Source organism: Poseidonocella pacifica, assembly GCF_900111875.1.
In the GTDB taxonomy this organism is placed as follows: Bacteria; Pseudomonadota; Alphaproteobacteria; order Rhodobacterales; family Rhodobacteraceae; genus Poseidonocella; species Poseidonocella pacifica.
The window spans coordinates 1-25,976 of record NZ_FOJU01000008.1; the positions used below are offsets into that span (position 1 = coordinate 1).

The window sequence follows — 25,976 nt, forward strand, 5'->3', positions numbered from 1 at the left end:
ATCCGCAGGGCCAATTGGCGCGGGATGGAGCAGTCCGGTAGCTCGTCAGGCTCATAACCTGAAGGTCGTAGGTTCAAATCCTACTCCCGCAACCATCGTTTCCGACAAAGCCCTCGCCATCCGCGGGGGCTTTGTCGTATCCGCTTCTCCCAAGGCCAGAATACCCGCCAGATCACCGCTGAGCTCGATCCGGTGCCCATCGGGCGCGTCCGCTGCTGGAGCCATCCGGATCTCGGAGATCAGACTGCGCATCGCCTCGGCGGCCTGGCCCCGAACTGCGGGGTCTGACAGGGCAGTGACCAGATCGCCGATCTTCTGGCGGTAGAGATCGCCGAGGCTCGGGAGCATCCGCAGGACGGCCGGCTCTGGCGCCTCCGCGACCTGGGTTGCGAGGCTCCGCTTGCGATCCTCGAGCACCGCCATCTTCTCCTTAATCGAGGGGTGATACATGCCGTCCTCGATGGCCGAAAGGAGACCGGCGATCTTCTTCTCAACCTGGGCGAGCTCCTGCTCCGCCTTTGCGCGCGCGGCCTGCGTGTCGGCTTGCGCCGCGTTCCAGGCCGTGCGGTATTCCTCGATGAAGGCGTCGAGGAAGGCAGGGTGGAGCAGGCGTTCCCGAAGACCGGCCAGGACCCGCTCTTCGACGGCGTCGCGGGGGATGGTGGCTCGGTTGGTGCAGATGGCGGTTCCCTTGTTGCGTACCGCAGAGCACCCATACCGGGTCTTGTTGATAAGTGTGTAGGTGGCCCCCGCAGCATCCGCATTTGATCAGTCCTGAGAGCAGGTAGGTCGGGCGGCGTGCCCGCTCGGGGCGAAGTCCACCGTCCTGAACCCCTGCGGGGTTCATTTCCTCGCGGATCGCTCCCTGCCTGTCCTTCACCAGTTGCCAAAGATCGTCGTCGATGATCCGGAGGTGCTCGACCTGCCTGATCACCCACTTCTCTGGTGGGTTCAGTCTCGCCTGCCGCTTGCCGGTCGCGGGATCCTTGACGAACCGCTGCCGGTTCCAGACCAAGAGACCGATGTAGGCCTCGTTGTTCAGGATACCGGTTCCGCGCTTCCAGTTGCCCGAGATAGTGGATGGGCCCCAGGTCCCGGCATTTTTGCCGTTCGCGGGGCTGCAGATGCCCTCCGTATTCAGTTCAGCGGCGAGCGCGCGCGCAGACAAACCGGCGGCATAGCCTTCAAAGATGCGCCGAACCGTGGCGGCCTCGTTCTCGACGATCTCGCGTTCCCCAGTGGTCACCGTGCCGTCGGTGCGAAGTGCTCTCACCGCGCGATAGCCGTAGCTGATGCCGCCCGCCGACTTCCCATCACGGACGCGACCTTCCAGACCGCGATGTGTCTTCTGGGCTAGTTGCTTGAGAAAGAGGGCAGACATCGTACCGCCGAGGCCGATGTGCATCTCGTTGATCTCGCCCTCTGCCTTGGTCAAGATCGAAACTTCGAGGAAGCTCATGCGTTTGTGCAGGGCTGCAATATGTTCCGGATCGCGCGACAGCCGGTCGAGCGCCTCTGCGACAATGATGTCGAACTGGCCGTTCATCGCGGCCTGCTGCATTGTCTGGAAACCGGGCCGCAGGTGCGAGGCGCCGCTCATTGCCTCATCGGTGAAGACCTCCACCACTCGCCAGCCGCGATCGGCGCAAAGCGACCGGCACACGCGGACCTGGTCCGTGATCGATGCGGCAGATTGCAGGTCGCTCGAGTACCGCGCGTAGATCGCGGCGCGGACAGGTGCATCTGGTGTCATGGCTTACTCCTTTGGATCGGAGGCTGCGATCTCGTTGCGCACGGCCTGCTGTGCGAGCAAACGGACGAGATGGCGCAGCGCGGGATGGAACGGCTTTGGCGGTTCGCAAACGACGGGACGAGACGACGTAGGGTCCAGGGGCGCCGCCGCGGATGGCGTCTCCTCTGGGTTTGCTTGTCTTGTCCGGTCCCGTGCCACTGGCCGAGTTCTCCCGTTCCCCCGCCGGTAAGTGCTGCGGGAGGTGCAAAATGGTGATGATCTGTCCGGGAGCTGCCCCGGCTGCTGTTGTCATCATCATATCGCGGGCGCACGGGCATGGTCGCCTGCCGAGAGAGGGTGCCGAGGGGCGTTTGGTCGGGTTTATGTGGAAAACTGCGGGGCGAGACATGCGGGGCCAGCGCGGTGGCGAGATTGGACACTCCGGCAGCATGCGGGCTCGGTTTGGCAAAACATTACCTGGAGGGAGTTCTCGATATAGCGGCAGGCGCGGGCCCCTTTGACGCAGGATGGGGCGACCTTTGCCCGACGTTTGCGATTTGGTTTTGCGCCACCTGGTCCTCGGAGCCCCTGCCAATGCGCATGCCCGTGGGCGATGATGACCATCTGCTGCGCGTTCGGAAGTCCGAACCGCATGCAATAGAGAAAGCTCGGAGCGGTCGCCCAGCCCACGCCGCAGCGCCCGCAGCAGAACCGCTCGGATTGCATGTTGGTCCGTGCGAGTTCCTGTTCATGGCCACAGCTGTGGCGATAGAGGCGATAGTTCGGGCCGCGGTCGACCGCGGGGCCGATCAGCTTCCAGCCTGCGGCGCAGGCTTCGGCCTCTTCCCTCTGCCGCTGGCAGGTCTCGCAGCGCAGTGCGTGTTCACCGCGCGCGATCTGCCGGACACGTCCGAACTGCCGGCGGATGGTGTGTCCACAGCCCGCACGGTAGAACCCGTGCCGGTGGTGGTCGGGGTCACGGCGCAGCCATTCGAGGCCCGCGGTGGCGGCGTCTTTCCGCCAGCGATCTTCGACGCAATGCGGGCAAAGCGGGACGTGGTCCATCAGCACGTTGCGCATGCTGCGATGCTCCCTGCCGCAGCGGTCGCACTCGAGCATGATCTGATACCGATCCGCACCACGGCGCGTAAGCCGAAACCCCTTGTCGCGTGCCATCTGCCGCCAATGCGCAGGGATCGGCGTCGTCACGGCAAGCGGCACGGCCGGGGGGATGTTGTGGTCAGGTTGGGTCATGAGAGAGCCTCCGGGCAGAGCGTGGCCAGCCCGCTGTCCGTGAGGGCGCGGTGGGCGGCACACGTAATGTGTGAGTAGACACGGGGGACCCGCCCGGCGCGGATCGCGCGCCGGCTGGTCAACTGAAAGGTGGGGAGATCAGATCACGCAGGTCGCGATCAGCATATCCGGTTCGGCAACGGAACGCGGCTCGGCCGAGGCCGCGACCGGGTCATTGAATTCGCCAAGATCGGCAATGGCGTCGAGGTGGGAGTGGCAGGTCTCCAGCATCTGTTGAACGCGCGCCCCCACGGCGCCGGAAGCGCAGCAGGCGAAGAGCGGAGCGAAGCTGTCGAGCAAGCGATGGAGCGCGGCGAACTCAACCTCGTTGTCGCTCACGATCAGTGCCCGCGTGAGCTGGGCCGAACACTTCAGAGGCCGGTCCTCGAGACGCTCGAGCGGTGACGCGGTGATTGCGTCCGTCGCGTGCAACACGTCTTTCCGCGCCATCTCGGCGTCGGCGGTCCAAGCCTGGAACGCGAGGTCGAAGCAGTCAGCCGCCTCCAGATCCCGTTCGAACTCGATGTATTTCGAGAGCGCGATGTTCAATTGCGTGAACCGGCGCGAGATAGTGCTGTGCGAAAACAGGTCGCGCGATGCTTCCGTCACGCCAAGCGGCGTGGTAGCGATGATGGTAGCCATGAGGGTCTCCTAGCCGAGATCAGTATGGTTAGGGCATGAGCGAGGGGGTACGAGCCCTTGCTCATGTCCGAATTATATGGCACCAAAAAACCGAAAATCAAGAAAAAAGATTCGGGATATGGAAAAAAAGCGAGGACGACCGAGCGTTGATTCTGAGGCAGTGAACCTTCGGCTGCCTCGAGAAATGATAGAAGCGATCGATGACCGGCGGCGCCGAGAGGTAGATGTACCAACTCGCCCCGAGATGATTAGGAGGGCACTCGTACAGTGGCTCTCCATGACCGATGATGCTGCGAAGCAGTAGTCGGTCAGGATAGGGACAGCGAGCAGGTCTTCCGGATTTCCGAGCCGAGATCAGGGTTCACGGCACTAGGTCTCCTGAGCGAAAACCGAAAAGCGATATGAGATTCTAGCCCGGATAACCCGGGTCCAGCAGGCTGCTGGCCGCAGGGAGTTTGTCGAGGCGCAGGCCGAGAACAAACTGACGAGGAGGGGATCGAAGGGGGTATCCCCCTCGCGAACGGGTATGTTGAAGATGCGGGGGCACCCCGGGGCTGCAATATACCTAATGAGTAAGTTCGTTGAAAATCCGTATAAATTTTGTGTCGGGATTTTCGCCGGGATCCCGGAGACTCGAGAGGTCAAGAGATCACCGAGGTCCAGAATGCCCGCAAATACAGAGATTGTCAAGCCCGTTCCGTCTTCCGGAGAGCAGGTCACCGCGGCTTACCCCATCGTGCTGCGCTTCAAGGGAATGGCGCCTGACCTGATGCACAGGTTCGTCTTGCATGACGGCCGGAGCGGCGGCGATCTCTCGCATGTCGATCTCGCGGCTGCCGTCGGTATCGAACTCCTCCTCGCACGCCTCCAACATTCGGCATGAAGTCGCCACAGAAATTGAGTCAGACCCAATATTGGACGCCGATTGACACAGCGCTTTAACGGAGAGGCAGAACTGGATGGCAGCATCCGAGAAGACGGGAGGGCGGCCACGGCGGCCTTCGTGCGGCGCCAGCCAAGCCATGTCTCTGTCGATCCAGATCAACATCGAATCGCGCTTGCGCGGCGCAGCAGTGTAGCTGGACCCGTTCGTAGTGCGGTCGCGGGTGGGAGGAGGCTTGCTCCATGCAAGCCCGCTAACCGCACGGATCCCCATTGTGAATCAGCCGCAGTCAGAGGTCTGCAACAACGCCCAGCCACACCAGAAGCTGTGTCGCTGGCGACTGCGGTGTCGTCCTTTATCGGGGGCAGCGTGGCGGTTGCCGATTTCCCGCTTGCGGCGGGCTTGGGCAGTCTTTGGTATGGCGCGCCCCCGGAGCGCCTGCCATCGTGGTTCGTGGTTCGTGGTTCGTGGTTCGTGGTTCGTGGTTCGTGGTTCGTGGTTCGTGGTTCGTGGTTCGTGGTTCGTGGTTCGTGGTGCTGACGGGGGTGGGGCTGGCGATGGTGCCGTCGGTCATCACCACCTTTGCGGGCGGTGTCGCGGGCCCGGTGCAGGCGCTTCTGGGCATCCATCGGCGGCGGCTGTTGCGACTGCTTGACCGCATCGGCGTGGCCGAGGGGCAGGCCGCTGGCCTTGCCCCCGAACATATCCTTGCCCGCGTGGGGGATCTGACCGACGCAGGCATCAGCCTTGTGCGGTTCTTTCGGTCCTGATCGCCCGCGCCGTGCCTTAGGTCGTCAGACGCTGCGGATCATCCCGCCGTCGCAGCGCACCATCGACCCGGTGACATAGCCCGCCGGATCGCTGCACAGGAACGCGCCGACCGCGCCGAATTCCTCGATCTTACCATAGCGTTTGGCCGGGATCGACCTGCGCGACGCCGCGCGCACGTCATCCAGCGGCTTGCCCTGCTTTTCGGCAGCCGCGCTATCCAGCTGATCGACGCGATTGGTTTGAACGCGCCCCGGAAGCAACATGTTGCAGGTCACACCGTCGCCTGCGACCTCGCTCGCCAGTGTCTTGTTCCAGCCCGCCAGCGCACCGCGCAGCGTGTTGGACAGCGCGAGGTTTGGGATGGGTTGTTCGATACCGGATGAGGCCACGGTCAGCACCCGCCCCCAGCCTTGCGCGCACATGTCCGGGATCAGCCGCCCCGTCAGATCAATCACAGACGCAACCATCGCCTGCGCCTGCGCCATCAGCACCGCGACATCAATGTCGCGCGCCGCGCCCGGCTTTGGCCCACCCGTGTTGTTGACCAGAATATCGACGCCGCCCATCTGCGCGCGGGCGTGATCCGCCAGTTTGGCGGCGAAATCGGGGCCGGCCAGATCGACCGTCACCCAATCGGCCTGCCCTGCGCCGCGCGCGTTGATCTGCGCGGCGGTGTCTTTCAGCGCGGCCTCATCCCGACCGGTCAGCATGACGCGCGCGCCCTCGGCGGCAAGCGCCTCGGCAATGCCGCGCCCAAGGCCGCGCGATGAGGCCAGCACCAGCGCGCGGCGGTCTTTCAATCCCAGATCCATCTGACGTCTCCGGTATCAGCTTGCAAAGATGCCGCTGGTGTCGGCAAAGCCCTTGATTTCGATAGGGTTGCCCGAGGGATCAAAGAAGAACATGGTGCGCTGTTCGCCTGGCTCGCCTTCGAAGCGGATGACGGGGGGGATGTCAAACGCGGTGCCGTTTTCCTGTAGCCGTGCGGCCAGCGCCTTCCAATCGTCCAGCCCAAGCACCGCGCCCATATGCGGCATCATCACCATCTGATCGCCAACCTTGCCGGTGCGGGTGGTTTCAAATGGCTTGCCCAGATGCATCGACAATTGGTGGCCGAAAAAGTCGAAATCGACCCAGGTGTCGGTCGACCGCCCCTCGGCACAGCCCAGCACATCACCATAGAACTGGCGGGTTTCGTCAAGGTCGGTGACATGCAGGGCGAGGTGAAAAACAGATTTCATCGGGATCTCCGGTATAAGGTTGCCTTGGGGTAGCCAATTGGCAGAAAAAGGAAAGCCAAAATCATTTTCCGCTGAGAGAAAGAAAATCTATTGGATACGCGATTTCTGGAAAGCCTGCTGGCGGTGGTCGATCATGGGTCCATCGTGGCGGCGGCGCAGGCGCAGGCGTTGACCCCGGCGGCGGTCAGCCAGCGGATACAGGTGTTGGAACGCCAACTGGGGCAGGTGCTGTTGGATCGGCGGGCGAACGCGTCTGCGCCCTCGGCTGCGGCGCGCGATCTGCTGCCCGCGATGCGGCGCATCGTCAGCTTGGCGCATGATCTGCAGCGCAGTGCAGATGCGGATGTGGCGCAGGGGGTGTTTCGGCTGGGGGCGATTTCAACCTTGTTGACGGCGGCTGTGCCGGGGGTGTTGATGGATCTGCGCCGCCGTGCGCCCCAATTGGAATTGCAGATCACGCCGGGCTCGTCGTCGGCGCTGTACGATGCGGTGCTGACCGAAGACCTGCACGCGGCGCTGATCGTGGCGCCACCGTTTCCGACGCCATTCGGGTTGCAACAGCACGCCCTGCGTACCGAACCGTTGCGGTTGCTTGTGCCCGCCGACCACCCCGCGCGGACCGCTGAGGCCGCATTCGCCGACCTGCCGCTGATCGCTTATGACCCCACAAGCTGGGGCGGGCAGATCGCGGCGCGCTATCTGGCGGATCGTGGGATAGTGCCGCATGTGCTGTGCGCGCTGGACGGGCTTGAGGTGATCTCGGACCTTGTGGCCAGCGGGATTGGCGCGTCGCTGGTGCCCGATTGGGCCGGCCTGAAAGGCGCGCAGGCCTTGCCGGGTGGCGCGGCGTATCAACGTCGATTGGTGCTGCTGACGCGCACGACGCCCGACCGATCCGCCGCGCGCCGCTTGATCGTGGATAGCTTGATCAGTACCCAGCTTGCCGATTGACAAGATGCTGAAACGGCTCGCCCGCCTCGCCTCGGCAGATGTTTTTCGCGATCACGGCGGCGCTGGTATCGGTGCGCACCAATGATGCCACATGCGGGCTGACCGTCACCTTGGGGTGGTCGCGAAACGCGTGATCCTCGGGCAGGGGTTCAACACGGAACGTATCCAGTGTGGCATGCCCCAGCGCGCCGCTGTCCAGTGCCGCAATCAGCGCGGCATCGTCGATCAATGACCCTCGGCCCGGATTGATCACCACCGCGCCGGGCGCCAACAACGCCAGCGTCGTTGCGTTGAGCACATTTTCGGTTTGCGGCGTTGTCGGCAACAGGCACACCACGATATCAGCCCCCGACAGCGCATCATCCAGACCGGCATCGCCGGTATGCGTCGTGACGCCGGGCACGGTGCGGGGGCGGCGGCTCCACCCGTGGGTGTTGAAATTCAGCGCACCAAGGGCGCTTGCGCAGGCCCCGCCCAACTCGCCCACCCCCAGAACGGTCACCTTGCGGTCCCGCGCCAGCGGCGGCGCAATCTGGTCCCAGCCCTGCGATGTCATGATGTATCGATCCATCTCGATATGATGGCGCAGCACATGGGCGGTGACGTATTCAATCATCCCTTCGCGCTGACCGGGATCGACCATGCGCGCCAACGGCAGGGTCAGCGTGGGGTTGTCCAGCACCTTATCGACCCCGGCCCAAAGCGACAGCGCGGCGCGCGCGCGTGTGAACGGGGTGAAATCGGCGATCATGCCGTTCGGGGCGAAAACTATGTAATCCACGTTTTCGGGGGCCAGATCGGGGGCGATATGGGAGGTCACCCCGGCAGCGGTCAGGGCCTTGGCAATTGCGGGCTGAAACTGTGCCACCGCATCGTCGGGGGCAGAGATCAGGATTTGAAGGGGGGTGTCGGATTTGGCGGGGGTCACGGGCAGGTTCCTGAAAATTGCGATGTTTTGCGATAGGTGGGCTATTCCACAAGCAGCTGGGATTCATCAAATCCAGCGCCCCGCCAGCGCGTCACATTGGCCCGAAACGGCGGCGAATGCGCGGGTTTGGTGGGGGTCATTCCCGAATTTGCCTAAACATTATGCAGCTGTTTGGGGCTGCGTCCGCGAAACCGGGGCGTTGTGTGGGTGATTTTTCCGCGAGGCGGGGGGGTTATTTAAAGGCTTATTTACAATGGCATAGCTGGCAATCGGACCCTGTGCACAACCTATCTGAATTTCTATAGTATAACCTTTGATTATATATCTAATTCACAGATAATCCTGTTTTATCTGGAGTATTCTGCGTGCCCCCCCGACTTTGGCGGCACAGCGCATGCTGACAATGCGCGAACCAACAGGAGACCTCCCCAAATGTCCTTCAAGCCTATGTCCTGCAAACTCGCATCCCTCGGTGCTATCGCCGCCCTGGTTGCCACCACTGCCGCCCATGCCGAGGGCGAGCCCCCCGCCGAAGTCGCGCCCATCAAGGACGCCTACAAAGCTGGCATCGACGGCACCTTCGCGCCCCACGCCTTCCCCTCGCTTGATGGCGGCATTCAGGGTTTCAACGTCGATATCGCCTCGGCCATGGCCGAAAAGCTGGGCGTCGAGATCGAAATCATTGCCGGTCAGTACACCGGCCTGTTCCCCGCGCTGCATTCGGAAACGTTTGACTACATCGCCGCGCCCACGACCGTGACCGAAGAGCGGTCCAAGACGCTGCTGTTCACCGAAGGGTTCATGGAAACTAACTTTGGTTTCGCGGCCAAGCCGGGTTCGGGCATCGCCAGCGTCGAGGACCTGCGTGGCAAGACCGTCACCGCCAACAAGGGCTCGCTGTACGAGACATGGCTGACCGAACGCGCCGAGGAAATGGACATGACCGTCCTGACCTTTGGCACCTCGTCCGACGCGCTTGAGGCCGTCACCTCGGGCCGCGCCGATGCCAGCATGGCGGGCATGACCGCCACCGCATGGGCCGGCAAGATGAACCCGAACCTGGAATTCGCGTTCCAGATCAACACCGGCCTGTCCTGGGCACTGCCCTTCCGCCGCGAAGATTACGCCACGCGCAACCTGTTCGACTCCGCGCTGGAATGCCTCAAGATCGACGGCACCATGGCCGCGCTGTCGGAAAAGTGGTTCGGCATCACACCCGAAGAGGGCGAGCTGATCGTGACCCCGTCGGCAGGTTACGGCACTCCGGGTTTTGAGGGCTACCAGCCCGACGAGCACGAGGCATCCTGCGACTTCGGTTGATCCGCATCGCGTGATCTTACGGGCCGGGGCGCAATCCCCGGCCACCCCCTAAACACCCTCAGGCTTTTTGCACATGTCGGCACCCCAGCCTCTTCCCACGCTTGAAATCACCGCGCTTGAAAAGCGCTTCGGAGACACGCAGGTGCTGCGGTCCATCGACCTCAAGGTCGCCAATGGCGAGCTGGTGTTCGTGATCGGGCCGTCCGGGTCTGGCAAATCCACCATGCTGCGGTGTTGCAACCGGCTAGAGGAACCCACCTCGGGTGCGATCCATGTCAACGGCAAGCCGATGCTGGGCATCACCCGCCGCGATCTGGACCGGATGCGGCTGCAGGTGGGCATGGTGTTTCAGGGGTTCTTTCTTTACCCGCATTTGTCCGTGCTGAAAAACGTGACACTGGCACAGCGCAAGGCGCTCAAGCGCCCCGCGGCCGAGGCTGACGCGCGCGCGCTGGAGATGCTCGACAAGGTCGGGCTGAAGCACAAGGCCAGCGCCATGCCCGGCGAGCTGTCCGGCGGGCAGCAACAGCGCGTCGCCATCGCACGCGCCCTTGCGCTGGACCCCAAGGTGATGCTGTTCGATGAACCGACCTCGGCGCTGGACCCGGAATTGGTGGGATCGGTGCTCAAGGTGATGCGCGATCTGCGCGAGGGCGGCATGACCATGATCGTCGTCAGCCACGAGATGCAATTCGCCCGTGAGGCCGCCGACCGCGTGGTGTTCATGGATGGCGGCGTGATCGTCGAACAGGGCACCCCGTCGGAAATTTTCGGCAATCCCAGATCCGAACGCCTGCGCGCGTTCCTGTCGCGTGTATCGGGCGAGGCCGCCTGATGGATTTCGGCAATGTCTTTTTGAACCCCGACATCATCGCGACCTATATGCCGCAGATGATCCGCGCGGTCTGGGTCACCATCTGGATTTCAGTGCTGGTGGTGATTTCGGGGCTGGCGCTTGGGGCGTTTCTGGCCGGGCTGCGGGCCTATCAGAAACGCTGGCTGGCGTGGCCCATCGTGTTGTTCGCGGACCTGATGCGCGCGCTGCCGCCGCTGGTGTTGATGCTGATCCTGTTCTTTGGGCTGCCCTCGCTGGGGGTGATCCTGTCGGATTGGTTTGTGCTCTATCTGGTGCTGACGCTGGTGTTGGCGGCGTTTGTCGAAGAAATCTTCTGGGCGACGCTCACCTCTCTGCCGCGTGGCCAGTGGGAGGCGGGTGCCGCCACGGGCCTGTCGTTCAACCAAGTGCTGGTCAACGTGATCTTTCCCCAAGCGGTGCGCACCAACATTCCGCAGCTGGTGAACCGATCGCTGACCATTTCCAAGATGACCGCCTATGGCTCGGTCATTGGCGTCAAGGAAATCGTGTCGGTCGCAGGCTCGGCGCAGGCGTTTTCGGGGTCGGCCACGCCGCTGACCATGGCGGCGATCGCCTATCTGATCATCTTCTTTCCGGCGATGTTGCTGTCACGCTACGTCGAAAACCGGTTCCAATACGACCACTGAGGGACCGACATGGACACCATCATCAACGCCTTTTTCAACATCGACATCATGCGACAGGCCGCGCCGCTGCTGCTCAAGGGGGCGTGGGTCACGCTGCAGCTCTGCGCCGTGGTGATCGTTCTGGGCATTTCGGGGGGACTGACGCTGGGGCTGCTGGCCTCGTCGAAAAATGCCGCCGTGCGCTTGCCCGCGTTCCTGTTCATCGATTTCTTTCGCGCCATCCCGCCGCTGATCCTGTTGATCCTGATCTATGCGGGGTTGCCGTTCATCGGCATCCGCGTGCCGCCGTTCGTCGCCGTGTGCATCGCGTTTTTGCTGAACAATTCCGCCTACTTCGCCGAGATCTTTCGCAGCGGCATCAAATCCGTCTCGCGCGGCCAGACCGAAGCCGCCCGTGCCTCCGGCCTTAGCCCCGCGCAAACCCAAGCCTTTGTGATCCTGCCCCAAGCGGTGCGCAACGTGCTGCCCGACCTGCTGTCCAACGTGGTCGAGATCGTCAAGCTGACCTCGATCGCCTCGGTCGTGTCCCTGACCGAGCTTTTGTACAGCGCCAACATGGCCCGCGCTGTGACCTATAATTCCTCGCCGCTGGTGATGGCGGCCCTGATGTACCTAGTTGTTTTGTGGCCGCTGGTGCGCGTGATCTCACGCTTTCAGCGCGGCCTTTCGATCAGCAGCTAAATTCTGGAAGAGATTGATACGATGACAAAAATGATCCTTGCGGCCGCACAGATGGGTGGCATTCAAAAGGCAGAATCCCGCGATGCGGTGGTGGCCCGGATGCTGGCGCTGATGGCGCAGGCGCATGACAAGGGCGCGGGCTTTATCGCCTTTCCCGAAATGTGCCTGACCACGTTCTTTCCGCGCTTTTACGTCGAGGACCGCGCCGAATTCGACCATTGGTTTGAAACGCAAATGCCCGGCCCCGCGACGCAGCCGCTGTTCGACGCGGCCAAGGCCTATGGCATGGGCATGACCTTTGGGTATTGCGAACTGACCCCCGAGGGCGACCATTACAACACTGCCATCATCGTATCCCCCGATGGCGCGATCACGCTGAAATACCGCAAGATCCACCTGCCGGGTCATGCGGAATACGAACCCGAACGCACGCACCAGCATCTTGAAAAGCGCTATTTCCTGCCCGGAGACCTTGGGTTCAATGTCACCCGCAGCCAGGACGTGCTGATGGGTCTGGCGATTTGTAACGACCGCCGCTGGCCCGAGGCATGGCGCGAGTTGGGCCTGCAAGGGGTTGAACTGGTGTGCATCGGCTACAACACGCCGTCGCAGAACAACCTGTCGAAATCCGAGGGGCTGGAACAGCGGCTGTATCATCACGAATTGTCGATCTGCGCCGGGGCCTATCAGAATTCCACCTATGCTATGGCCGTTGCGAAATGCGGGATGGAAGACGGCAACCACATGATCGGCGGCACGATCATCGTTGACCCCGACGGGTTCGTCATCGCCAAGGCAGAAACCGAAGGCGACGAGTTGATCACCGCCGAGGCCGATTTTGCGAAATGCGCCTTTGGCAAATCCACCGTTTTCAACTTTGCAGCCCACCGCCGGATCGAACATTATGGCCGCATCGCCACCCAGACGGGCGTCAAGCTGCCGGAGTAACCCCCTATGTCATTCGATACTGTCATTCATGACGGGCTGATCGCCACCACCGAGGGCGTCACCACCGGCGACATCGGCATCACCGATGGCCGCATCACCGCCATGGCCGAAAAGCTGCCCGGCGGCACGCGGCGCATTGATGCGGGGGGCCGTGTCGTCATGCCCGGTGGCATCGAAACCCACGCCCATATCGCGCAGGAAAGCTCATCCGGGGTGATGACGGCGGATGATTACCTGTCGGGGTCGATTTCGGCCGCGTTCGGGGGGAACTCATCCTTTATCCCCTTTGCCGCCCAGCAGCGCGGCGAAAGCGTCGATGACGTGCTGAAAACCTATCATGCGCGCGGCGCGCGGTCGGTGATTGACTATTCCTACCACCTGATCATCTCCGACCCGACGCAAAAGGTGCTGGCCGAGGAACTGCCCCGCGCCTTTGCCCGTGGCATCACCAGCTTCAAGGTCTTTATGACCTATGATCTGATGAACATCGGTGACGGGGGCATGTTGGATATCCTGACTGTTGCGCGCAAGCATGGCGCCATCACCATGGTCCATGCGGAAAACAACGAGATGGTCAAATGGATGAACCGCCAGCTGGCGGACCGTGGCCTGACCGCGCCGCGCTATCATGCCATTTCGCGCCCCGAACTGGCCGAGCAAGAGGCTATCAACCGCGCGGTGCAGCTGGCCAAGCTGGCGGATGCCACGCTGTTCGTTGTGCATGTTTCGACCGAAGGTGGTGCCGATATCATCCGGCGCGAGCAATTCAACGGCGCCAAGCTGTTTGCCGAAACCTGCCCGCAATACCTCTCGCTGACCCGTGACGATCTGGACCGTCCGGGGATGGAGGGGGCGAAATACATCTGCTCTCCGCCGCTGCGCGATGCGGCCACGCAAGACGCGCTGTGGCATCACATCCGCATGGGCACCTTTGTGGGGGTTCATTCCGATCACGCGCCTTACCGCGCGGATGAGACGGGCAAGTTCGTTAACGGGTTCGATGTGCCCTATCCCAAGCTGGCCAACGGAATGCCCGGCATCGCCCTGCGCTTGCCCTGGCTGTTTTCCGAAGGTGTTGTCGCCGGGCGCATCACGCTGGAACAGTTTGTCGGCCTGAGCAGCACCAACACTGCCAAGGTCTTTGGCTGCACCACCAAGGGCCGTTTGGCGCCGGGTATGGACGCCGATATCGCCATCTGGGACCCCGAGACGCGCTATACCGTGACCCTCGCCGATCAACATGACAACATGGATTACACCCCTCTGGACGGTCACGACCTGACGGGCCGCCCCGAAACCGTGCTGACGCGCGGCGCGGTGGTGGTCGACAAGGGGACGCTGGTGGCGCGCGAAGGGCAGGGGCAATTTTTTGGCCGCGCGCCGGTCGATCTGCGCGCGCGCCCTGGTGCCATGGTCAAGGAATTCGACCCGGCGCAGAACTTTGGTGCGGAGCTGCGCGGATGATTGATATTCTGCTGGTGAACCCCAATTCGTCGGTCACTGTGACGCGGGGGATGGATGCCACCGCGCGCGCCATGCTGCCTGCTGGGCTGACTTTGTCGTCGGTGGATCTGCCCGATAGTCCGGCGACGATTTATACCGATGAACACGTGGCGCGGGCGGGGCTTGGCCTGTTGGATCTGGCGCGCGCCACGCCTGCGCGGGCGGTGATTACGGGGTGTTTTTCTGACCCCGGACTGGAGCTGCTGCGCGCCATGCCGGACGGGCCCGTCGCGATTGGGTGCCAAGAGGCGGCATTGCTGTCGGCCATGGGGCGCGCCGACCGTTTTGGCGTCATCGCGCTGGGTCCTGCGTCGATCCCGCGCCATCTGCGCATCATGCGGATAATGGGGATCGACGGGCGTCTTGCGGGCGAGCTGCATCTGAACGGGGCCTCTGCGGAATCCGGCATGCGCGACCCTGCGGTCTATGCGCTGATCCGTGAACGGGCAATGGAATTGGGCGATATGGGCGCGGGGGCCATCGTGCTGGGGTGCGCCGGAATGGCGTTGATCCGTGCGCGGCTTGAGTCGGACACCCGCCTTGCGGTGGTGGACCCGGTGTCCGCCGCGATGGCACAGGCGGTCGCGGCGTTGCAGGGCGATCCAGACTTTGATTTCGACCCCGCAGCATGACCACCGGCGCCGACAAGCTGCCAGAAACCTCGATGCGGCTGCTCGAAATTTTCGCCGCGATGATGGGGCAGCGCACCACGGTGGCCACCGCAGAAAGCCTTGGGATTTCGCAACCTGCCGTGTCCGCCGGGTTGCGCCAGTTGGAAACCCAGCTGGGGCTGACGCTGTTTGAACGCACGGGCCGCCATCTGGAACCCACGCTTGAGGCGCGTAGCCTTTACGAAGAAATCCGCCCCCTGTTCGGTATCGTGCGCAGCTTTGGGATGCGCGCGCGCGATCTGCGCAATGGGCGGGTGGGGCGGCTGCGGGTGATCTCGACGCCGCCGCCGGGCTATTCGCTGATCCCGCAGGCGATGCGCGGGTTTCTGGACACGCGCCCCGATGTCACGGTCAGCTTTGACGTCCGCCGCCTTGGCAATGTGCTAAGCGCGGTGCAGACCGGGCAGGCCGACGTGGGGGTCGGCCTTACCAACGGGCGGCTGCCCAACGTCACTTCCGAGGACCTGCGTACCGGGCAGATGGTCGCGCTGCTGCCGCATGATCACCCGCTGGCGCGCGACGCCACGGTCAAGGTCGGCGCGCTGACCCATGAACGCTTCATCGGCATTGATCAGGAAAGCCACCTTGGCCGCATGGTCGCCCAGGCGTTCGAGGACGCGGGCGTCACCTATCACCCGCAGCTTGAAACCCGCTATTGCCAAACCGCCGCCTCGCTGGCCGCCAACGGCATGGGGGTGTGCATCGTCGATCCGTGGTCGGCGCACCCCTATCTGGCGGAACACGCGGGCGGGCAGCGGTTGGTGGGGCGCCCCTTGGCACAGCCTTGCCCGATCCATTGCATGATGTTCACGCGCCGGGGTATCCCCCATTCCGGCCTGCTGAAAATATTCATGGCCGAAATTCGCCGCGCGTCGGCGTCGCTTGACTATCCCGGCCTTGAACGCCCCGAATCCGCACTGTCACCGGAGACCTGAGATGCCCCGATCCATTGCCATCACCGGCGGGGCGGGCTTTGTCGGCCTTGCCCTTGCCGAGGTTCTGCGCGCACAGGGCGACCGCGTTATCCTGCTGGATATCGCGCCCCCCGATCCGCAGCTTTTCTCCCGCCCCGAGCTGGCGGGGACGCATTTCCACCCCTGTGACATACGCGATGCGGGCGCGCTGACCACCGCATTGCGCAGTCATGGCAGCGATGCACTGATCCACGCCGCCGCCATCACGCCCAACGCCGAAACCACCCGCAGCCAGCCCCTGCGCATCGCGGAAATCAACGTGCAGGGCGCGCTGAATGCAATGCAGGCCGCCGCCGACGCAGGGCTGCGCGATATGGTTCTGCTGTCGTCGATTTCGGTCTATGGCAGCCTTGGCACCCCCGGTGCCGATGCGTTGTACGAAACCGACGCCGCGCCGAATAGCCTTTATGGGGAAACCAAACAGGCGGCTGAGATTCTGTGCGCGCGCATCGCGCCGATCTTGGGCCTGCGCCTTGCGACGCTGCGATTGGGGGCGATCTTTGGCCCGTGGGAAAGCCTGCGCGAGGCCCGCCCCGATCTGTCGCCGACGGGCGAAATTCAGCGTCTTGCCGCGTTGGGTCTCCCGGTGCGGATGGCCCATGATATGCGCGGCGATTGGGTCTATTCGCGCGATGCGGCGGCGATGATCGCGTCGGTGCTGCCCCATATGGAGGCGGCAGAGGGGTGCATTTTCAACGTCGGCGGCGGGCATGTGTTCGCGCTGACCGACTGGGCGCAGGCGATGGGTTTGCCCGCGCCGATCATCGACGCTGATCACCCCGATATCGCGCCCCGGTCCGATCCGCGCCGCCCCCCGATGTCGATTGCTGCCCTTCACGCGCTGAGCGGCATCGCGGGCAGTCGCCCCATGCTGGACGCCGCCGCCGATGAACGCCGCTGGCGTGCCACCCAACCGGAGACCCCCCGTGCCCCTGAAAGGTAAAAGCGCCCTCGTCACAGGCGCGTCGTCCGGCATTGGCCGCGCCATCGCGCTGCGTCTGGCAAAGGCGGGTGCGACCGTCTGGGCCAGCGATATTACCACGGATGTGGTCGAAGGCGGCCCCCCGGTGGCCGAACCGCTCGCGCAGATCTCGCCCGCCTCGTGCTTTGCCCAGCTGGATGTGCGCGACCACGCGGCCTGTGCGCAGCTGTGCGCCGACATCCGCCAACAGCACGGGCGGCTGGACATCGTGGTGCCCTCGGCCATGACGCCGGGACGCGGTAGCCTGCCCGAGACCACGCCCGAGGCTTGGCGCCGCGTCATGTCGGTCAACATGGATGGGATGTTCAACATCCTGTCCGGCGCGCTGGTGCAGATGCGGGATCAGACAGCCGAAAACGACGAACGCGGGCGCATCGTGGTGATCGGCTCGCAGCATGGCATGGTCGCCGCGCCGGGCGCGTTTTCCTATGGCGTGTCCAAGGCCGCGGTGTTGCAGATGATGCGACAGGTCGCCGTGGAACACGCGGATGAGGGGATCATCTGCAACGCTGTGTCACCGGGCAAGATCTTGACCGGCAAGACCGGCCCGGCGGTAGCCGATGATGTACTTGCCTATTCCCAAACGCGCACGCCGTTGCCGCGCCTTGGCCGCCCGGCGGATGTGGCCGGGGCGGTGGCCTTCCTGTGCGATCCGGCGACGACATATATCACCGGGCATAACCTGTTGGTCGATGGCGGGTGGATGGCGGGCTAGGGCACAGTCGAGCTGGTGCGAGGCCCATACCACTCTGCGGTTTGGCACCGATGGGTAAGGGCGACGCCGCATGGCACGAAGCGCAAAGCAGAAAGACCGGTCCAAGCTGATCTGCGCGTCGTTGCGTTCGGCGATTTTGGAACGGGCGTTGATGCCGGGGATGAAGCTGCCCGTGGATTCGCTGGGCGAACGGTTCGGGGCCAGCCGCACGATCATTCGTCAGTCGTTGGAACGATTGGCCACCGAAGGTCTGGTGGACCTGCGCCACCACACGGGGGCCGCCGTCGGGCATTGTCAGGTTGTTGAAGTGACTTGGGTTCATGCTTGGCGACCGCTCATGATCAGCCAGGTTTCACAGCCTAGCCTGAAGGGCTTTCGCTTCCCTCGGTCCGTCATCTCCTATGCAGTCTGGGCTTACCATCGGTTTGCCCTGAGCTTGCGCGATGTCGAGGATCTGTTTGGCCGAGCGTGGCGTGATCGTCTCGTATGAAAGCATCCGGGTGTGGTGCCAACGGTTCGGAATGCAGATCGCGGCCAGGATCCGTCGCGACCGTCCGGCACCGGCCGAAAAATAGTACCTGGGCGAGGTCGTGATCTCAATCCGGGGCCAGAAACACCGGCTTTGGCGGGCCATCGACGTAAATGGAGATGTGATGAAAATCTTGGTGCAAAGCCGCAGAAATGCTTACGCCGCCAAGCGTTTCCCGACCAAGTTAATGCGGCGATGGGGCCTGCCATGCGTCGTCGTGACCGACAAGCTGCGCAGCTATGGCGTCGCAATCCGGGACCTTTGCCCAAGCGTCGATCACCGCGCGCACAGGGGGTTAAATAGCCGTTCCGAGGCGTCGCATCGACATACACGACGAAGAGAGAAGAGTATGGGGCGTTTCAAATCACCACGTCAGGCGCAGCAGTTTTTATCCGTCCACGACCAGACCGCCAACATCTTTCCGCAGCATCTTACCGCCACGCACGGGCCGGCGCTTTCAGCCCGTGGGTCGACTATGCCGCTGAAATGACCGCATGATGGTCATACCGGTCTTGGGCACGCCGAAATGGAACAAGCTGACAACGTCGACCGCCCCAATGGATATCGGCATCAGGGCTGGACGCATTGTTGACATCGCGCCGCAGCTTACCACCGACGCCCCGCAGATGGACGCAGGGGGCGGGTTGATCATTCGGGGGTTTGTCGACAGTCACCTGAATCTGGACAAGACCTGTATCCTTGATCGGTCGCAGAATCAGACCGGCACGCTCAAGGGGGCGCTGGACGCGGTGACCACCGCCAAGCGCGCGTTTACCGCCGAGGATTTCTATGCCCGTGGTGCCCGCGTACTGGAAAACGCCATCGGGTAGGGCACCACGTTGATCCGCACGCAGGTGGAAATCGACCCGGTGATTGGCCTTGCCGGGTTCAATGCGGTGCGCCGTTTGCAAACCGATTACGCTTGGGCGCTGGACCTGAAAATCTGTGTGTTCCCGCAGGAGGGCCTGCTGAACTACCCCGGCACCGAGGAATTGTTGCGCGCTGCCCTGGCCTAGGGCGCGGACCTTTTGGGCGGGTGCCCTTATACCGACACCGACCCCAATGGCCACATCGCGCGGATATTTGACATGGCGCGGGAATTCGATGTCGGTCTGGATTTTGACCTCGACCCGAGCTGGCGGCATATGGACGACATCGCCCGCCAGACCATTGCGCACGGGATGCAGGTGCGGATGGCAAACCTGTTTGCCAATGTGGCGCAGCTGGGCCAGACCCATGATTTGGACTGATACTTTGCGATGATCAGCGACGATCCGTTCCACCTGCTGGGCCATTGCGCCGATATTACGGTTGGCTCGCGCGTTGACCTTGTGCTCTTGCCCTGCGCCAGTCGCGCCGCCACCGTGGCCGAAATTGGCCGCCCGCTATGGGGGATGCGCGCGGGAAGACTGACCTTTGATGCGCCGGCACCCCGCCTTATAAAACCTTGAAGACATCAGAAAGACCCACACCATGACCGACCTTGTCATCCACGCCGGAGACTTCACCTTCGACGCCAAATTCGAAGCGGACGCGCCCAACACGGTCGCGGCGTTCCGCGCGGCGATGCCGTTTGTCAGCCAGATCGTGCATGTGCGCTGGTCCGGTGAGGGCGTGTGGATTCCGCTCGGCGAGCACGACTTTGGGGTGGGGTATGAAAACCACACTTGCTATCCCGCGCCCGGCCAGATCATCCTGTATCCCGGCAGCATCAGCGAAACCGAAATCCTGCTTGCCTATGGCGGCGTCAATTTCGCGTCCGAGGTCGGGCAACTGGCGGGGAACCATTTCATCACGCTCACCAGCGGTTTGGAAAACCTCGCCACGTTGGGACGCGCGACCCTTTGGAAGGGCGCGCATGACATCCGGTTCGAATTGAAATGACTCAGACTGACGATGGGCGGCCCGGATGAACCTGCGCCAGATCGAAGTGTTCCGGTCCGTCATGGCCACCGGCACCACGGTGGCGGCGGCGCAGGCGCTTGGCATGTCGCAATCCGCCGTCAGCATCGCGTTGAAACATATCGAGACGCAGGCAGGGTTCACCCTGTTCCTGCGCAGCGCCAACCGTTTGATGCCCACGCAAGAGGCCAAGCTGTTGTTCGAAGAGGTGGCCCCCCTGTCGCTGATGCAGCAGATCGTCAACCAGCGGGTGCAGGACATCCGCCTTGGCCATATCGGGCGGGTGCGGGTGGTGGCGACGTCCGAGCTGACCGAGGCGTTGATGCCGATGGTGGTGCAACAGTTTCTGGATCTGTACCCGGATGTGTACCTGTCGCTTGAAACCAAACCGCTGCCGCTGGCCATCGCCGCGGTCGAGGACGGGCTGGCCGATATCGGGTTCGCGATGGAACCCAGCGAAAGCTACGGGATCGAGCTGACCCCGTTCGCCGATCTGCGCATGGTGTGTCTGTGCGCGCGCAGCGATCCGCTGGCATTGCTGCCGGTGGTCACGCCGCGCGATCTGGAATTTTCGCGGCTGATCTGCCCGATGACGGGCACGGGGGTGGCCGACCTGCTGGCCTCGGCCTTTTTGGCGGTGGGCGCGCCGTATAATCCCCGGATCGAGGTCCGGTTTCTGAACGCCGCCGCTCGCATCGTTCAAGAGGGCTGGGGCGTCGCCCTGCTGGACGAGGTCACCGCCCATTCGGGCCGCTACGAAGACCTTGTGGTTGTGCCGTTCGAACCCGTGGTGCCCCGCGTGCTGTCGACGATTGCGCCGCGTGGTCGGCCGATGTCGGTCACCACGCAGCGGTTTCGTGATCTGTTCGTGTCGCTTACGCAGGAGCGGCTGGCTGGCTTACGGGAAGCTGCGCCCTGACCGCGCCCAGCGTGGCGCGGGCACCGTCGACCACCAGGTTGATTTCGTTGGTGGCGACGATCAGCGTGGCACCATTGGCCACCGCATGGCCGGGGATCAACGCCGGGGGCAGGCCCATCACGCCGAACCCCAGACCCTGCGACCGGGCCGCCGCCGCGATGGTCGCAAAGGCGGAGCGCACCTCGGGGTGATCAAGCTGGCCGGTATGGCCCAGATCGGACGCAAGATCATTCGCCCCGATCACCAGGGCTGTCAGCCCCGGCACGGCGGCAATCTCGGCCACCGCATCCAACCCTGCGCGGCTTTCGACCATCGCGTGCAGTTCCACGCGGTCCTCACTGGCGGCGATCAGCTGCGCGGGCGGCACAGGTTCAAACGACAGGATCGCAAGCGGCCCGGGAATGGCCCGGTTGCCCAGCGGCGCGAACCGGCAGGCGGCCACAATCGCGCGCGCCTGATCGGCGCTGTCCACATGCGGGATGATCACGCCGGTGGCCCCGCAATCCAGCACCCGCGCCAGATCGGGCGAGCCCGGCCCCGTGACCCGCGCCAGCACCGGGAAATCGGCGGCAAGCCCGGTGACGCAGATGCCCGCCAGCGCATCAATGCTGATGCGCCCGTGTTCCATATCCACCAGCAGCAGATCATAACCCGCGCCCTTGGCCACGGGGATCATCTCGGGCAGGCCAACGACGCAGGCCGCCAGCCCGATGCGCGGCACGGGCGTGCTGGGAAAAGTGGCTGTCATGGGCGTCTCACGATTTTCTAAATGGCTGATTTTTCGACATATGGTCGAGCGATTCCAGTTTGGCAACGCAATCAGCGCCCAAAATAATGGCAGCCGTTTTTGTAATAGTCCGAAGCCTTTTCGTCCGGTGATTTCGGCGCAACGCTGATCACGAACGCGACAAACGCACAAGATTTCAACGAAACGAAAGGCGCCGACATGACGAGATCGCCGGATCTTCCACCTTGGCTGAACAGCGTCGCCCGCCCCGCCACATTGGCGCTGACGGGGCTGCGCAAATTGGTCGATCTGATGGCGGGATTGCTGTTCATTTATATGGCGCTGGCGATCATGGCGCAGATCCTGGGGCGCTATGTCTTTGGCTATTCCATCGCCGGGACCGATGAAACAGCCGTGTTCGCGCAGGTTTGGCTGGTGCTGCTGGGGGCAGGGATTGCGATGCGCAACCGCCAGCATGTGGGGGTGGATGTTCTGATCCGACGCACGCCGGAGCGGGTGCAGCAACTGGCGCGACTGGCGTCCTATGCGCTGGGGATGTGGTTTTTGTATGTGGTTTTTGTGGGCAGCTTTGCGCTGCTGGGCATCGGGATGATGGTGCAATCGCCCGCGCTGCGTCTGCCGATGGCCATTCCCTATGCGGCGCTGCCGGTGGGCATGGCCTATTTCATGCTGGAGTTTTCCGTTGCCAGCCTTCCTGACATTCTGCGCCCGGCTCAGGCCCGCGCCAACGCGGCGGCGCTGACATGAATATTGCCTTTGGCGGATTTGCCTTTCTGATCTTTTCGGGCTTGCCCATCGTTCTGGCGCTGGGGGTGTCGGCGCTGATCGCCATTGTTGCGCTGACCGATGTGCCGCTGTCGATCGTGGCGCAGCGGGTATACGGAGGCGTCAATTCCTTTCCGCTCATGGCGATCCCGTTCTTTGTCGCCGCCGGGATCATCATGGAAACCGGGGGGATCGCGCGCCGCTTCGTGGCGCTGGCAAGTGCATTGGTCGGATGGATCTCCGGCAGCCTTTATATGGTGGCGATCACCGCGGGCACCGGGCTTGCGGCGATTTCCGGCTCGGGGTCGGCGGATACGGCAGCGATCGGGTCGATGCTGATCCCCGACATGCGCAAGCGCGGCTATGACGTGGATATGGCGGCGGCGGTTATCGCCGCGTCTGGGGCCATGGCGAGCATTGTGCCGCCGTCCATCGTCATGGTGATCATCGCGATCACCACCAACCAGTCCATCGGCGCGATGTTCTTGGGCGGCATCATTCCGGGCCTGTTGCTGTCGGTGGGGCTGTTGTTTGGCACTTACCTGTACGCGCGGCGCGGCGGCATGGCGTATAAAGACGTTCAGCCGTTTTCCGGCGCGCGGCTCTGGGCGGCGCTGGTCGATGCGCTGCCCGCCATGCTGGTGCCGCTGATCATCGTCGGCGGCATCGTCGGCGGGGTATTCACCGCGACCGAGGCTGCCTGCGTGGCGGTGTTCGTTACTGCCGCGATTTCGATCTGGATCTACCGCGAACTGACCATTCCGCGGCTTTGGCCGATCATCCTCAAAACCGTGAGCCTTGCGGCGGCGGTGTTGATCATCGTGTCCACCGCCAGCATTTTCTCGTGGATCATCGCGAGCCAAGGCGCGCCGCGTGCGTTGGATGACTTCCTGCGCGGCGTCACGTCAAACCCGTTGGTGTTCCTGCTGCTGGTCAACCTGTTGTTGCTGTTCGTCGGCATGTTCATGGAAAGCATCAGCGCGATCCTGATCATCATGCCGGTGCTGATGCCCATCGCCATCGGCTACGACATCGACCCGATCCATTTCGGCGTGATGGCCGCGCTCAACCTGTCGGTGGGGCTGGTGACGCCGCCCTATGGCATCTGTCTGTACATCGCGTCGATGGTGGCGGGGCGGCGCATCGAACAGGTGTCGTCGCGCGTCTGGCTGCCGCTGATCCCTATGGTGATCGTGCTGGGACTGACCGCGTTTGCGTCCCCGGTCACCCTTTGGCTTCCCTCATTCTTTTACGACTGATCTCTCTGACCTATAAGGAAACGACCCATGAAAACACTCACCTCGCTTGCCTGCCTTTTGTCTGCCGCCCTTGCGCTTCCAGCGTTTGCACAGGACTACACGCTGCGCATCGCCCACACCAATGCCGCCGACGAAGTGCAGGACAAGGGCCTGCAAAAGATGCGCGAACTGCTTGAGGCCAAGACCGACGGGCGCGCCACGATCGAGATTTTCCCCAACGGTCAGCTGGGCGATGAGGCACAGCTGGTCGAGCAGGTGATGCTGGGCTCGCTTGACGTCGCGATGACCGCCAATTCCACGATCAGCAACTACATCACCGATTACCGCGTGTTCGACCTGCCGTTCCTGTTCCCGACCATCGCCAAGCTGAACACCGTTCTGGACGGTCCGGTTTACGGCATGTTGGAGGATTCCGCGAATGACACGGGTCTGGAACTGATCGCGGTCTATTCCTCGGGCATTCGCCACATCATGACCAAGGAAGAGATCAATTCCATCGACGATCTCAAGAACGTCAAGATCCGCACCATGCAGAACCCGATCCATGTGGATGCCTTCACCGCGTTTGGGGCCAATCCGACGCCGCTGGCCTATTCCGAACTGTACGGCGCGCTGCAAAGCGGTGTGGTTGACGGGGCCGAAGGTGCCGCGACCAACTACACCGGCCAAAAGCTGTACGAAGTCGCCCCCGATTTCGCCATGGTCGGCTGGCTCAACATGACCGCCCCGGTGTTCATGCAAAAGGCCGCGTTCGACATGCTGCCCGAGGATATCCAGACTGCGGTTCTGGAATCTGGCCGCGAATCCGCCGATTGGCAGCGCCAGTATGTGGACGATCAGGAAAAGCCGCTGCTGGATGCGCTGGTCGAAAAGGGTGTGACCATCACGCAGCCCGACCCCGCGCCGTTCCAGGAAGCTGCCGTGCCGCTGTACAACGCCATGCTGGAAACCGAGACCCAGCAGGCGCTGTTCGACGCGGTCATGGAAACCCCGACGAACTGATCCTCGGTGGCGGGATATTCCATCTTTAAACGCAATACACGGGTCGCCCATCGGGCGGCCCGTTCAGCCGTATTGTGCGACGTCGAGCGTTCTAGTCAGCGCGACTTCCAGCGCGGCGCGCAGCACCTCGCGATGGGCATCGCCCGGCGGCCGGGTCGGCGGCGCGGTGCGGTCATTGTCCAGATGCCCCAACAGAACCAGACAGGTCTTGAGGCAAGCGGTCGGCGACACCCCCGGCGGTGGGCTGTAGATCGCGCTGACCAGCGGGGCGAGGCGGTCGTGCAACGCTCGCGCACGATCCCAATCCTGCGCTGCCGCCGCATCCCACAGGTCAACCGTCAGATCGGGCAGCACGGCGGCCAGCGACACCTGGCTGCCCTCGGTCCCGATCAGATAGCCGGTCAGCAGATGTTCATCCCCCGACGCCAGCACGGCAATGTCGGGGAACGCCGCCCGCACCGCGCGGCGATTGGCATCATAGCGGGCGATTTCCCAGCTGCCTTCCTTGATCGCGACCACATGGGGCAGGGCGCACAGCGCCAGCAACGTCTCCACTGGATAGGCCATGCGCCCCGCCGTCACCGGTGCCTGGTACAGTACCACCGGCAGATCCGTCGCCCCAGCGATCCGGGCGTGATGATCGACCACCGATGCAAGCGATTGCCCCAGCGCCCAGCCGTTGGGCGGAAAGACCAACACCGCATCGCCCCCCGCTGCGGCCACGTCGCGGGCATGATCCGCCGCCTCAAGCGCGCTTTCGCTGTAGACGCCGCAGGTCAGCCAGACATCCGGAAAGGCGTCGCGCAGGATCTCGACCACCTCACGCTTTGCCTCGCGCGACAGCTGCGCGTTTTCCCCGGCATGCCCGTTGATCAGCAAGCCCTTGATGCCAGCGCAGTCCATCACGCGGGTCACATGCGCCGCCAACCCCCCGCGGTCGATGGCATAATCCGGTCTCAACGGGCAAACGGTGGCGGCATGAATACCGTGAAGGCGGGTGGGGTCGAACGGCATGCTCTGCTCCGGCTGCGATGTCTGGCCGATCTGTCGACCACCTCTCGCCCGAATGAAACCCATCGCCGCCCCGCGCGGCATGAAAACCCAAATCCGGGCG

General features: G+C 63.3%; 31 protein-coding genes, 1 tRNA gene and 3 pseudogenes. 26 read left to right on the forward strand and 9 right to left on the reverse strand.

Features of this window, described 5'->3' with window-relative positions; genetic code table 11:
• Positions 1-18: 18 nt before the first annotated feature.
• Positions 19-95 (forward strand) — tRNA-Met (locus BM234_RS16390).
• A gap of 395 nt (positions 96-490) precedes the next feature.
• Here BM234_RS16390 and BM234_RS16395 read toward each other — a convergent pair.
• The 3 genes from BM234_RS16395 to BM234_RS16405 form a co-directional block, all read right to left on the reverse strand.
• Entirely contained in the window at positions 491-1,753 is a 1,263-nt protein-coding gene (locus BM234_RS16395) for a recombinase family protein (RefSeq protein ID WP_245752717.1), read from the reverse strand.
• 360 nt (positions 1,754-2,113) lie between these two features.
• Entirely contained in the window at positions 2,114-2,986 is an 873-nt protein-coding gene (locus BM234_RS16400) for a hypothetical protein (RefSeq protein ID WP_092066873.1), read from the reverse strand.
• A 138-nt stretch (positions 2,987-3,124) separates the two neighbouring features.
• Positions 3,125-3,667, reverse strand: a complete 543-nt coding sequence (locus tag BM234_RS16405; protein WP_092066874.1) for a hypothetical protein — start codon at positions 3,665-3,667, stop codon at positions 3,125-3,127.
• A 118-nt stretch (positions 3,668-3,785) separates the two neighbouring features.
• On the opposite strand from BM234_RS16405, the gene BM234_RS17775 reads away from it, so the two are divergent.
• Together BM234_RS17775 and BM234_RS17520 are read left to right on the forward strand one after the other, a co-directional pair.
• On the forward strand, positions 3,786-3,971 hold the full coding sequence (locus BM234_RS17775; protein WP_139226823.1) for a ribbon-helix-helix protein, CopG family: 186 nt from the start codon (positions 3,786-3,788) through the stop codon (positions 3,969-3,971).
• A 360-nt stretch (positions 3,972-4,331) separates the two neighbouring features.
• Entirely contained in the window at positions 4,332-4,550 is a 219-nt protein-coding gene (locus BM234_RS17520) for a hypothetical protein (protein WP_175501305.1), read from the forward strand.
• Between the two features lie 48 nt (positions 4,551-4,598).
• Here the strand turns inward: BM234_RS17520 and BM234_RS16415 are convergent.
• Positions 4,599-4,823, reverse strand: a pseudogene (locus BM234_RS16415) (transposase); the annotation flags it as partial.
• Between the two features lie 173 nt (positions 4,824-4,996).
• Between BM234_RS16415 and BM234_RS17525 the strand changes: the two are divergent.
• The gene (locus BM234_RS17525; protein ID WP_175501306.1) at positions 4,997-5,320 is read left to right on the forward strand and encodes a DUF6635 family protein; all 324 of its coding nucleotides are present in this window, start codon (positions 4,997-4,999) and stop codon (positions 5,318-5,320) included.
• A 24-nt stretch (positions 5,321-5,344) separates the two neighbouring features.
• Here the strand turns inward: BM234_RS17525 and BM234_RS16420 are convergent, their stop codons facing one another.
• Together BM234_RS16420 and BM234_RS16425 are read right to left on the reverse strand one after the other, a co-directional pair.
• Entirely contained in the window at positions 5,345-6,133 is a 789-nt protein-coding gene (locus BM234_RS16420) for an SDR family oxidoreductase (protein WP_092066876.1), read from the reverse strand.
• A 15-nt stretch (positions 6,134-6,148) separates the two neighbouring features.
• Positions 6,149-6,562, reverse strand: a complete 414-nt coding sequence (locus tag BM234_RS16425) for a VOC family protein (protein WP_092066877.1) — start codon at positions 6,560-6,562, stop codon at positions 6,149-6,151.
• A 90-nt stretch (positions 6,563-6,652) separates the two neighbouring features.
• Here BM234_RS16425 and BM234_RS16430 point away from each other — a divergent pair, with 90 nt between their 5' ends.
• The gene (locus tag BM234_RS16430) at positions 6,653-7,513 is read left to right on the forward strand and encodes a LysR substrate-binding domain-containing protein (protein ID WP_092066878.1); all 861 of its coding nucleotides are present in this window, start codon (positions 6,653-6,655) and stop codon (positions 7,511-7,513) included.
• On the opposite strand, the gene BM234_RS16435 is transcribed toward BM234_RS16430, so the two are convergent.
• On the reverse strand, positions 7,491-8,441 hold the full coding sequence (locus tag BM234_RS16435; RefSeq protein ID WP_425439248.1) for a 2-hydroxyacid dehydrogenase: 951 nt from the start codon (positions 8,439-8,441) through the stop codon (positions 7,491-7,493). The genes BM234_RS16430 and BM234_RS16435 overlap by 23 nt on opposite strands.
• A 432-nt stretch (positions 8,442-8,873) precedes the next feature.
• Here BM234_RS16435 and BM234_RS16440 point away from each other — a divergent pair, with 432 nt between their 5' ends.
• The 18 genes and pseudogenes from BM234_RS16440 to BM234_RS16510 all read left to right on the forward strand — a co-directional run bounded on the left by BM234_RS16440 (position 8,874) and on the right by BM234_RS16510 (position 21,088).
• Positions 8,874-9,761 carry a transporter substrate-binding domain-containing protein gene (locus BM234_RS16440; RefSeq protein WP_245752718.1) on the forward strand — a complete coding sequence of 296 codons (888 nt, stop codon included), beginning with the start codon at positions 8,874-8,876 and terminating at the stop codon, positions 9,759-9,761.
• A 73-nt stretch (positions 9,762-9,834) separates the two neighbouring features.
• Positions 9,835-10,596 (forward strand): amino acid ABC transporter ATP-binding protein, encoded by a 762-nt coding sequence (locus BM234_RS16445; RefSeq protein WP_092066879.1) that lies wholly within the window; start codon positions 9,835-9,837, stop codon positions 10,594-10,596.
• On the forward strand, positions 10,596-11,264 hold the full coding sequence (locus tag BM234_RS16450; protein WP_092066880.1) for an amino acid ABC transporter permease: 669 nt from the start codon (positions 10,596-10,598) through the stop codon (positions 11,262-11,264). The genes BM234_RS16445 and BM234_RS16450 overlap by 1 nt, the downstream gene beginning before the upstream one ends.
• A gap of 9 nt (positions 11,265-11,273) precedes the next feature.
• The gene (locus BM234_RS16455) at positions 11,274-11,945 is read left to right on the forward strand and encodes an amino acid ABC transporter permease (protein ID WP_092066881.1); all 672 of its coding nucleotides are present in this window, start codon (positions 11,274-11,276) and stop codon (positions 11,943-11,945) included.
• A gap of 21 nt (positions 11,946-11,966) precedes the next feature.
• Entirely contained in the window at positions 11,967-12,893 is a 927-nt protein-coding gene (locus BM234_RS16460; protein WP_092066882.1) for an N-carbamoyl-D-amino-acid hydrolase, read from the forward strand.
• A 6-nt stretch (positions 12,894-12,899) separates the two neighbouring features.
• A complete protein-coding gene (hydA, locus tag BM234_RS16465) occupies positions 12,900-14,357 on the forward strand; it encodes a dihydropyrimidinase (RefSeq protein ID WP_092066883.1) in 1,458 nt (485 codons plus the stop codon).
• Positions 14,354-15,028: an aspartate/glutamate racemase family protein gene (locus BM234_RS16470; protein WP_092066884.1), complete on the forward strand. Its 675-nt coding sequence runs from the start codon at positions 14,354-14,356 to the stop codon at positions 15,026-15,028. Before hydA ends, BM234_RS16470 begins: the two co-directional genes overlap by 4 nt.
• Positions 15,025-16,002 carry a LysR family transcriptional regulator gene (locus BM234_RS16475; RefSeq protein WP_245752720.1) on the forward strand — a complete coding sequence of 326 codons (978 nt, stop codon included), beginning with the start codon at positions 15,025-15,027 and terminating at the stop codon, positions 16,000-16,002. Before BM234_RS16470 ends, BM234_RS16475 begins: the two co-directional genes overlap by 4 nt.
• A gap of 1 nt (position 16,003) precedes the next feature.
• On the forward strand, positions 16,004-16,984 hold the full coding sequence (locus BM234_RS16480) for an NAD-dependent epimerase/dehydratase family protein (protein WP_092066885.1): 981 nt from the start codon (positions 16,004-16,006) through the stop codon (positions 16,982-16,984).
• Positions 16,968-17,738: an SDR family NAD(P)-dependent oxidoreductase gene (locus BM234_RS16485; RefSeq protein ID WP_217645994.1), complete on the forward strand. Its 771-nt coding sequence runs from the start codon at positions 16,968-16,970 to the stop codon at positions 17,736-17,738. Before BM234_RS16480 ends, BM234_RS16485 begins: the two co-directional genes overlap by 17 nt.
• Positions 17,739-17,808: 70 nt before the next feature.
• Positions 17,809-18,012, forward strand: a pseudogene (locus tag BM234_RS17780) (GntR family transcriptional regulator); the annotation flags it as partial.
• A gap of 63 nt (positions 18,013-18,075) precedes the next feature.
• Positions 18,076-18,765 (forward strand): annotated as a pseudogene (locus BM234_RS16495) (IS6 family transposase).
• Positions 18,762-19,097: an amidohydrolase family protein gene (locus BM234_RS17710; RefSeq protein WP_245752722.1), complete on the forward strand. Its 336-nt coding sequence runs from the start codon at positions 18,762-18,764 to the stop codon at positions 19,095-19,097. Before BM234_RS16495 ends, BM234_RS17710 begins: the two are co-directional and overlap by 4 nt.
• Positions 19,098-19,106: 9 nt before the next feature.
• The gene (locus tag BM234_RS17715) at positions 19,107-19,283 is read left to right on the forward strand and encodes a hypothetical protein (RefSeq protein ID WP_245752723.1); all 177 of its coding nucleotides are present in this window, start codon (positions 19,107-19,109) and stop codon (positions 19,281-19,283) included.
• Between the two features lie 72 nt (positions 19,284-19,355).
• Entirely contained in the window at positions 19,356-19,517 is a 162-nt protein-coding gene (locus BM234_RS17720; protein WP_245752725.1) for a hypothetical protein, read from the forward strand.
• 9 nt (positions 19,518-19,526) lie between these two features.
• Positions 19,527-19,718: a hypothetical protein gene (locus BM234_RS17725; RefSeq protein WP_245752727.1), complete on the forward strand. Its 192-nt coding sequence runs from the start codon at positions 19,527-19,529 to the stop codon at positions 19,716-19,718.
• 22 nt (positions 19,719-19,740) lie between these two features.
• Positions 19,741-20,151 carry a DUF3830 family protein gene (locus BM234_RS16505; protein WP_092066887.1) on the forward strand — a complete coding sequence of 137 codons (411 nt, stop codon included), beginning with the start codon at positions 19,741-19,743 and terminating at the stop codon, positions 20,149-20,151.
• Positions 20,152-20,176: 25 nt separating this feature from the next.
• Positions 20,177-21,088, forward strand: a complete 912-nt coding sequence (locus BM234_RS16510) for a LysR family transcriptional regulator (protein WP_092066888.1) — start codon at positions 20,177-20,179, stop codon at positions 21,086-21,088.
• Here BM234_RS16510 and BM234_RS16515 read toward each other — a convergent pair.
• Positions 21,045-21,836 (reverse strand): HpcH/HpaI aldolase family protein, encoded by a 792-nt coding sequence (locus tag BM234_RS16515; protein WP_245752729.1) that lies wholly within the window; start codon positions 21,834-21,836, stop codon positions 21,045-21,047. The two genes, BM234_RS16510 and BM234_RS16515, sit on opposite strands and share 44 nt — an antisense overlap.
• Before the next feature lie 198 nt (positions 21,837-22,034).
• On the opposite strand from BM234_RS16515, the gene BM234_RS16520 reads away from it, so the two are divergent.
• The 3 genes from BM234_RS16520 to BM234_RS16530 are packed head-to-tail and all read left to right on the forward strand — an operon-like array spanning position 22,035 to position 24,862.
• Positions 22,035-22,583: a TRAP transporter small permease gene (locus BM234_RS16520; protein ID WP_092066889.1), complete on the forward strand. Its 549-nt coding sequence runs from the start codon at positions 22,035-22,037 to the stop codon at positions 22,581-22,583.
• Complete coding sequence (locus BM234_RS16525; protein ID WP_092066890.1) at positions 22,580-23,860, forward strand: TRAP transporter large permease; 1,281 nt, start codon at positions 22,580-22,582, stop codon at positions 23,858-23,860. Before BM234_RS16520 ends, BM234_RS16525 begins: the two co-directional genes overlap by 4 nt.
• 27 nt (positions 23,861-23,887) lie before the next feature.
• Complete coding sequence (locus BM234_RS16530) at positions 23,888-24,862, forward strand: TRAP transporter substrate-binding protein (RefSeq protein ID WP_092066891.1); 975 nt, start codon at positions 23,888-23,890, stop codon at positions 24,860-24,862.
• A 63-nt stretch (positions 24,863-24,925) separates the two neighbouring features.
• On the opposite strand, the gene BM234_RS16535 is transcribed toward BM234_RS16530, so the two are convergent.
• Complete coding sequence (locus tag BM234_RS16535; protein WP_175501307.1) at positions 24,926-25,876, reverse strand: dihydrodipicolinate synthase family protein; 951 nt, start codon at positions 25,874-25,876, stop codon at positions 24,926-24,928.
• Between the last annotated feature and the right edge of the window lie 100 nt (positions 25,877-25,976).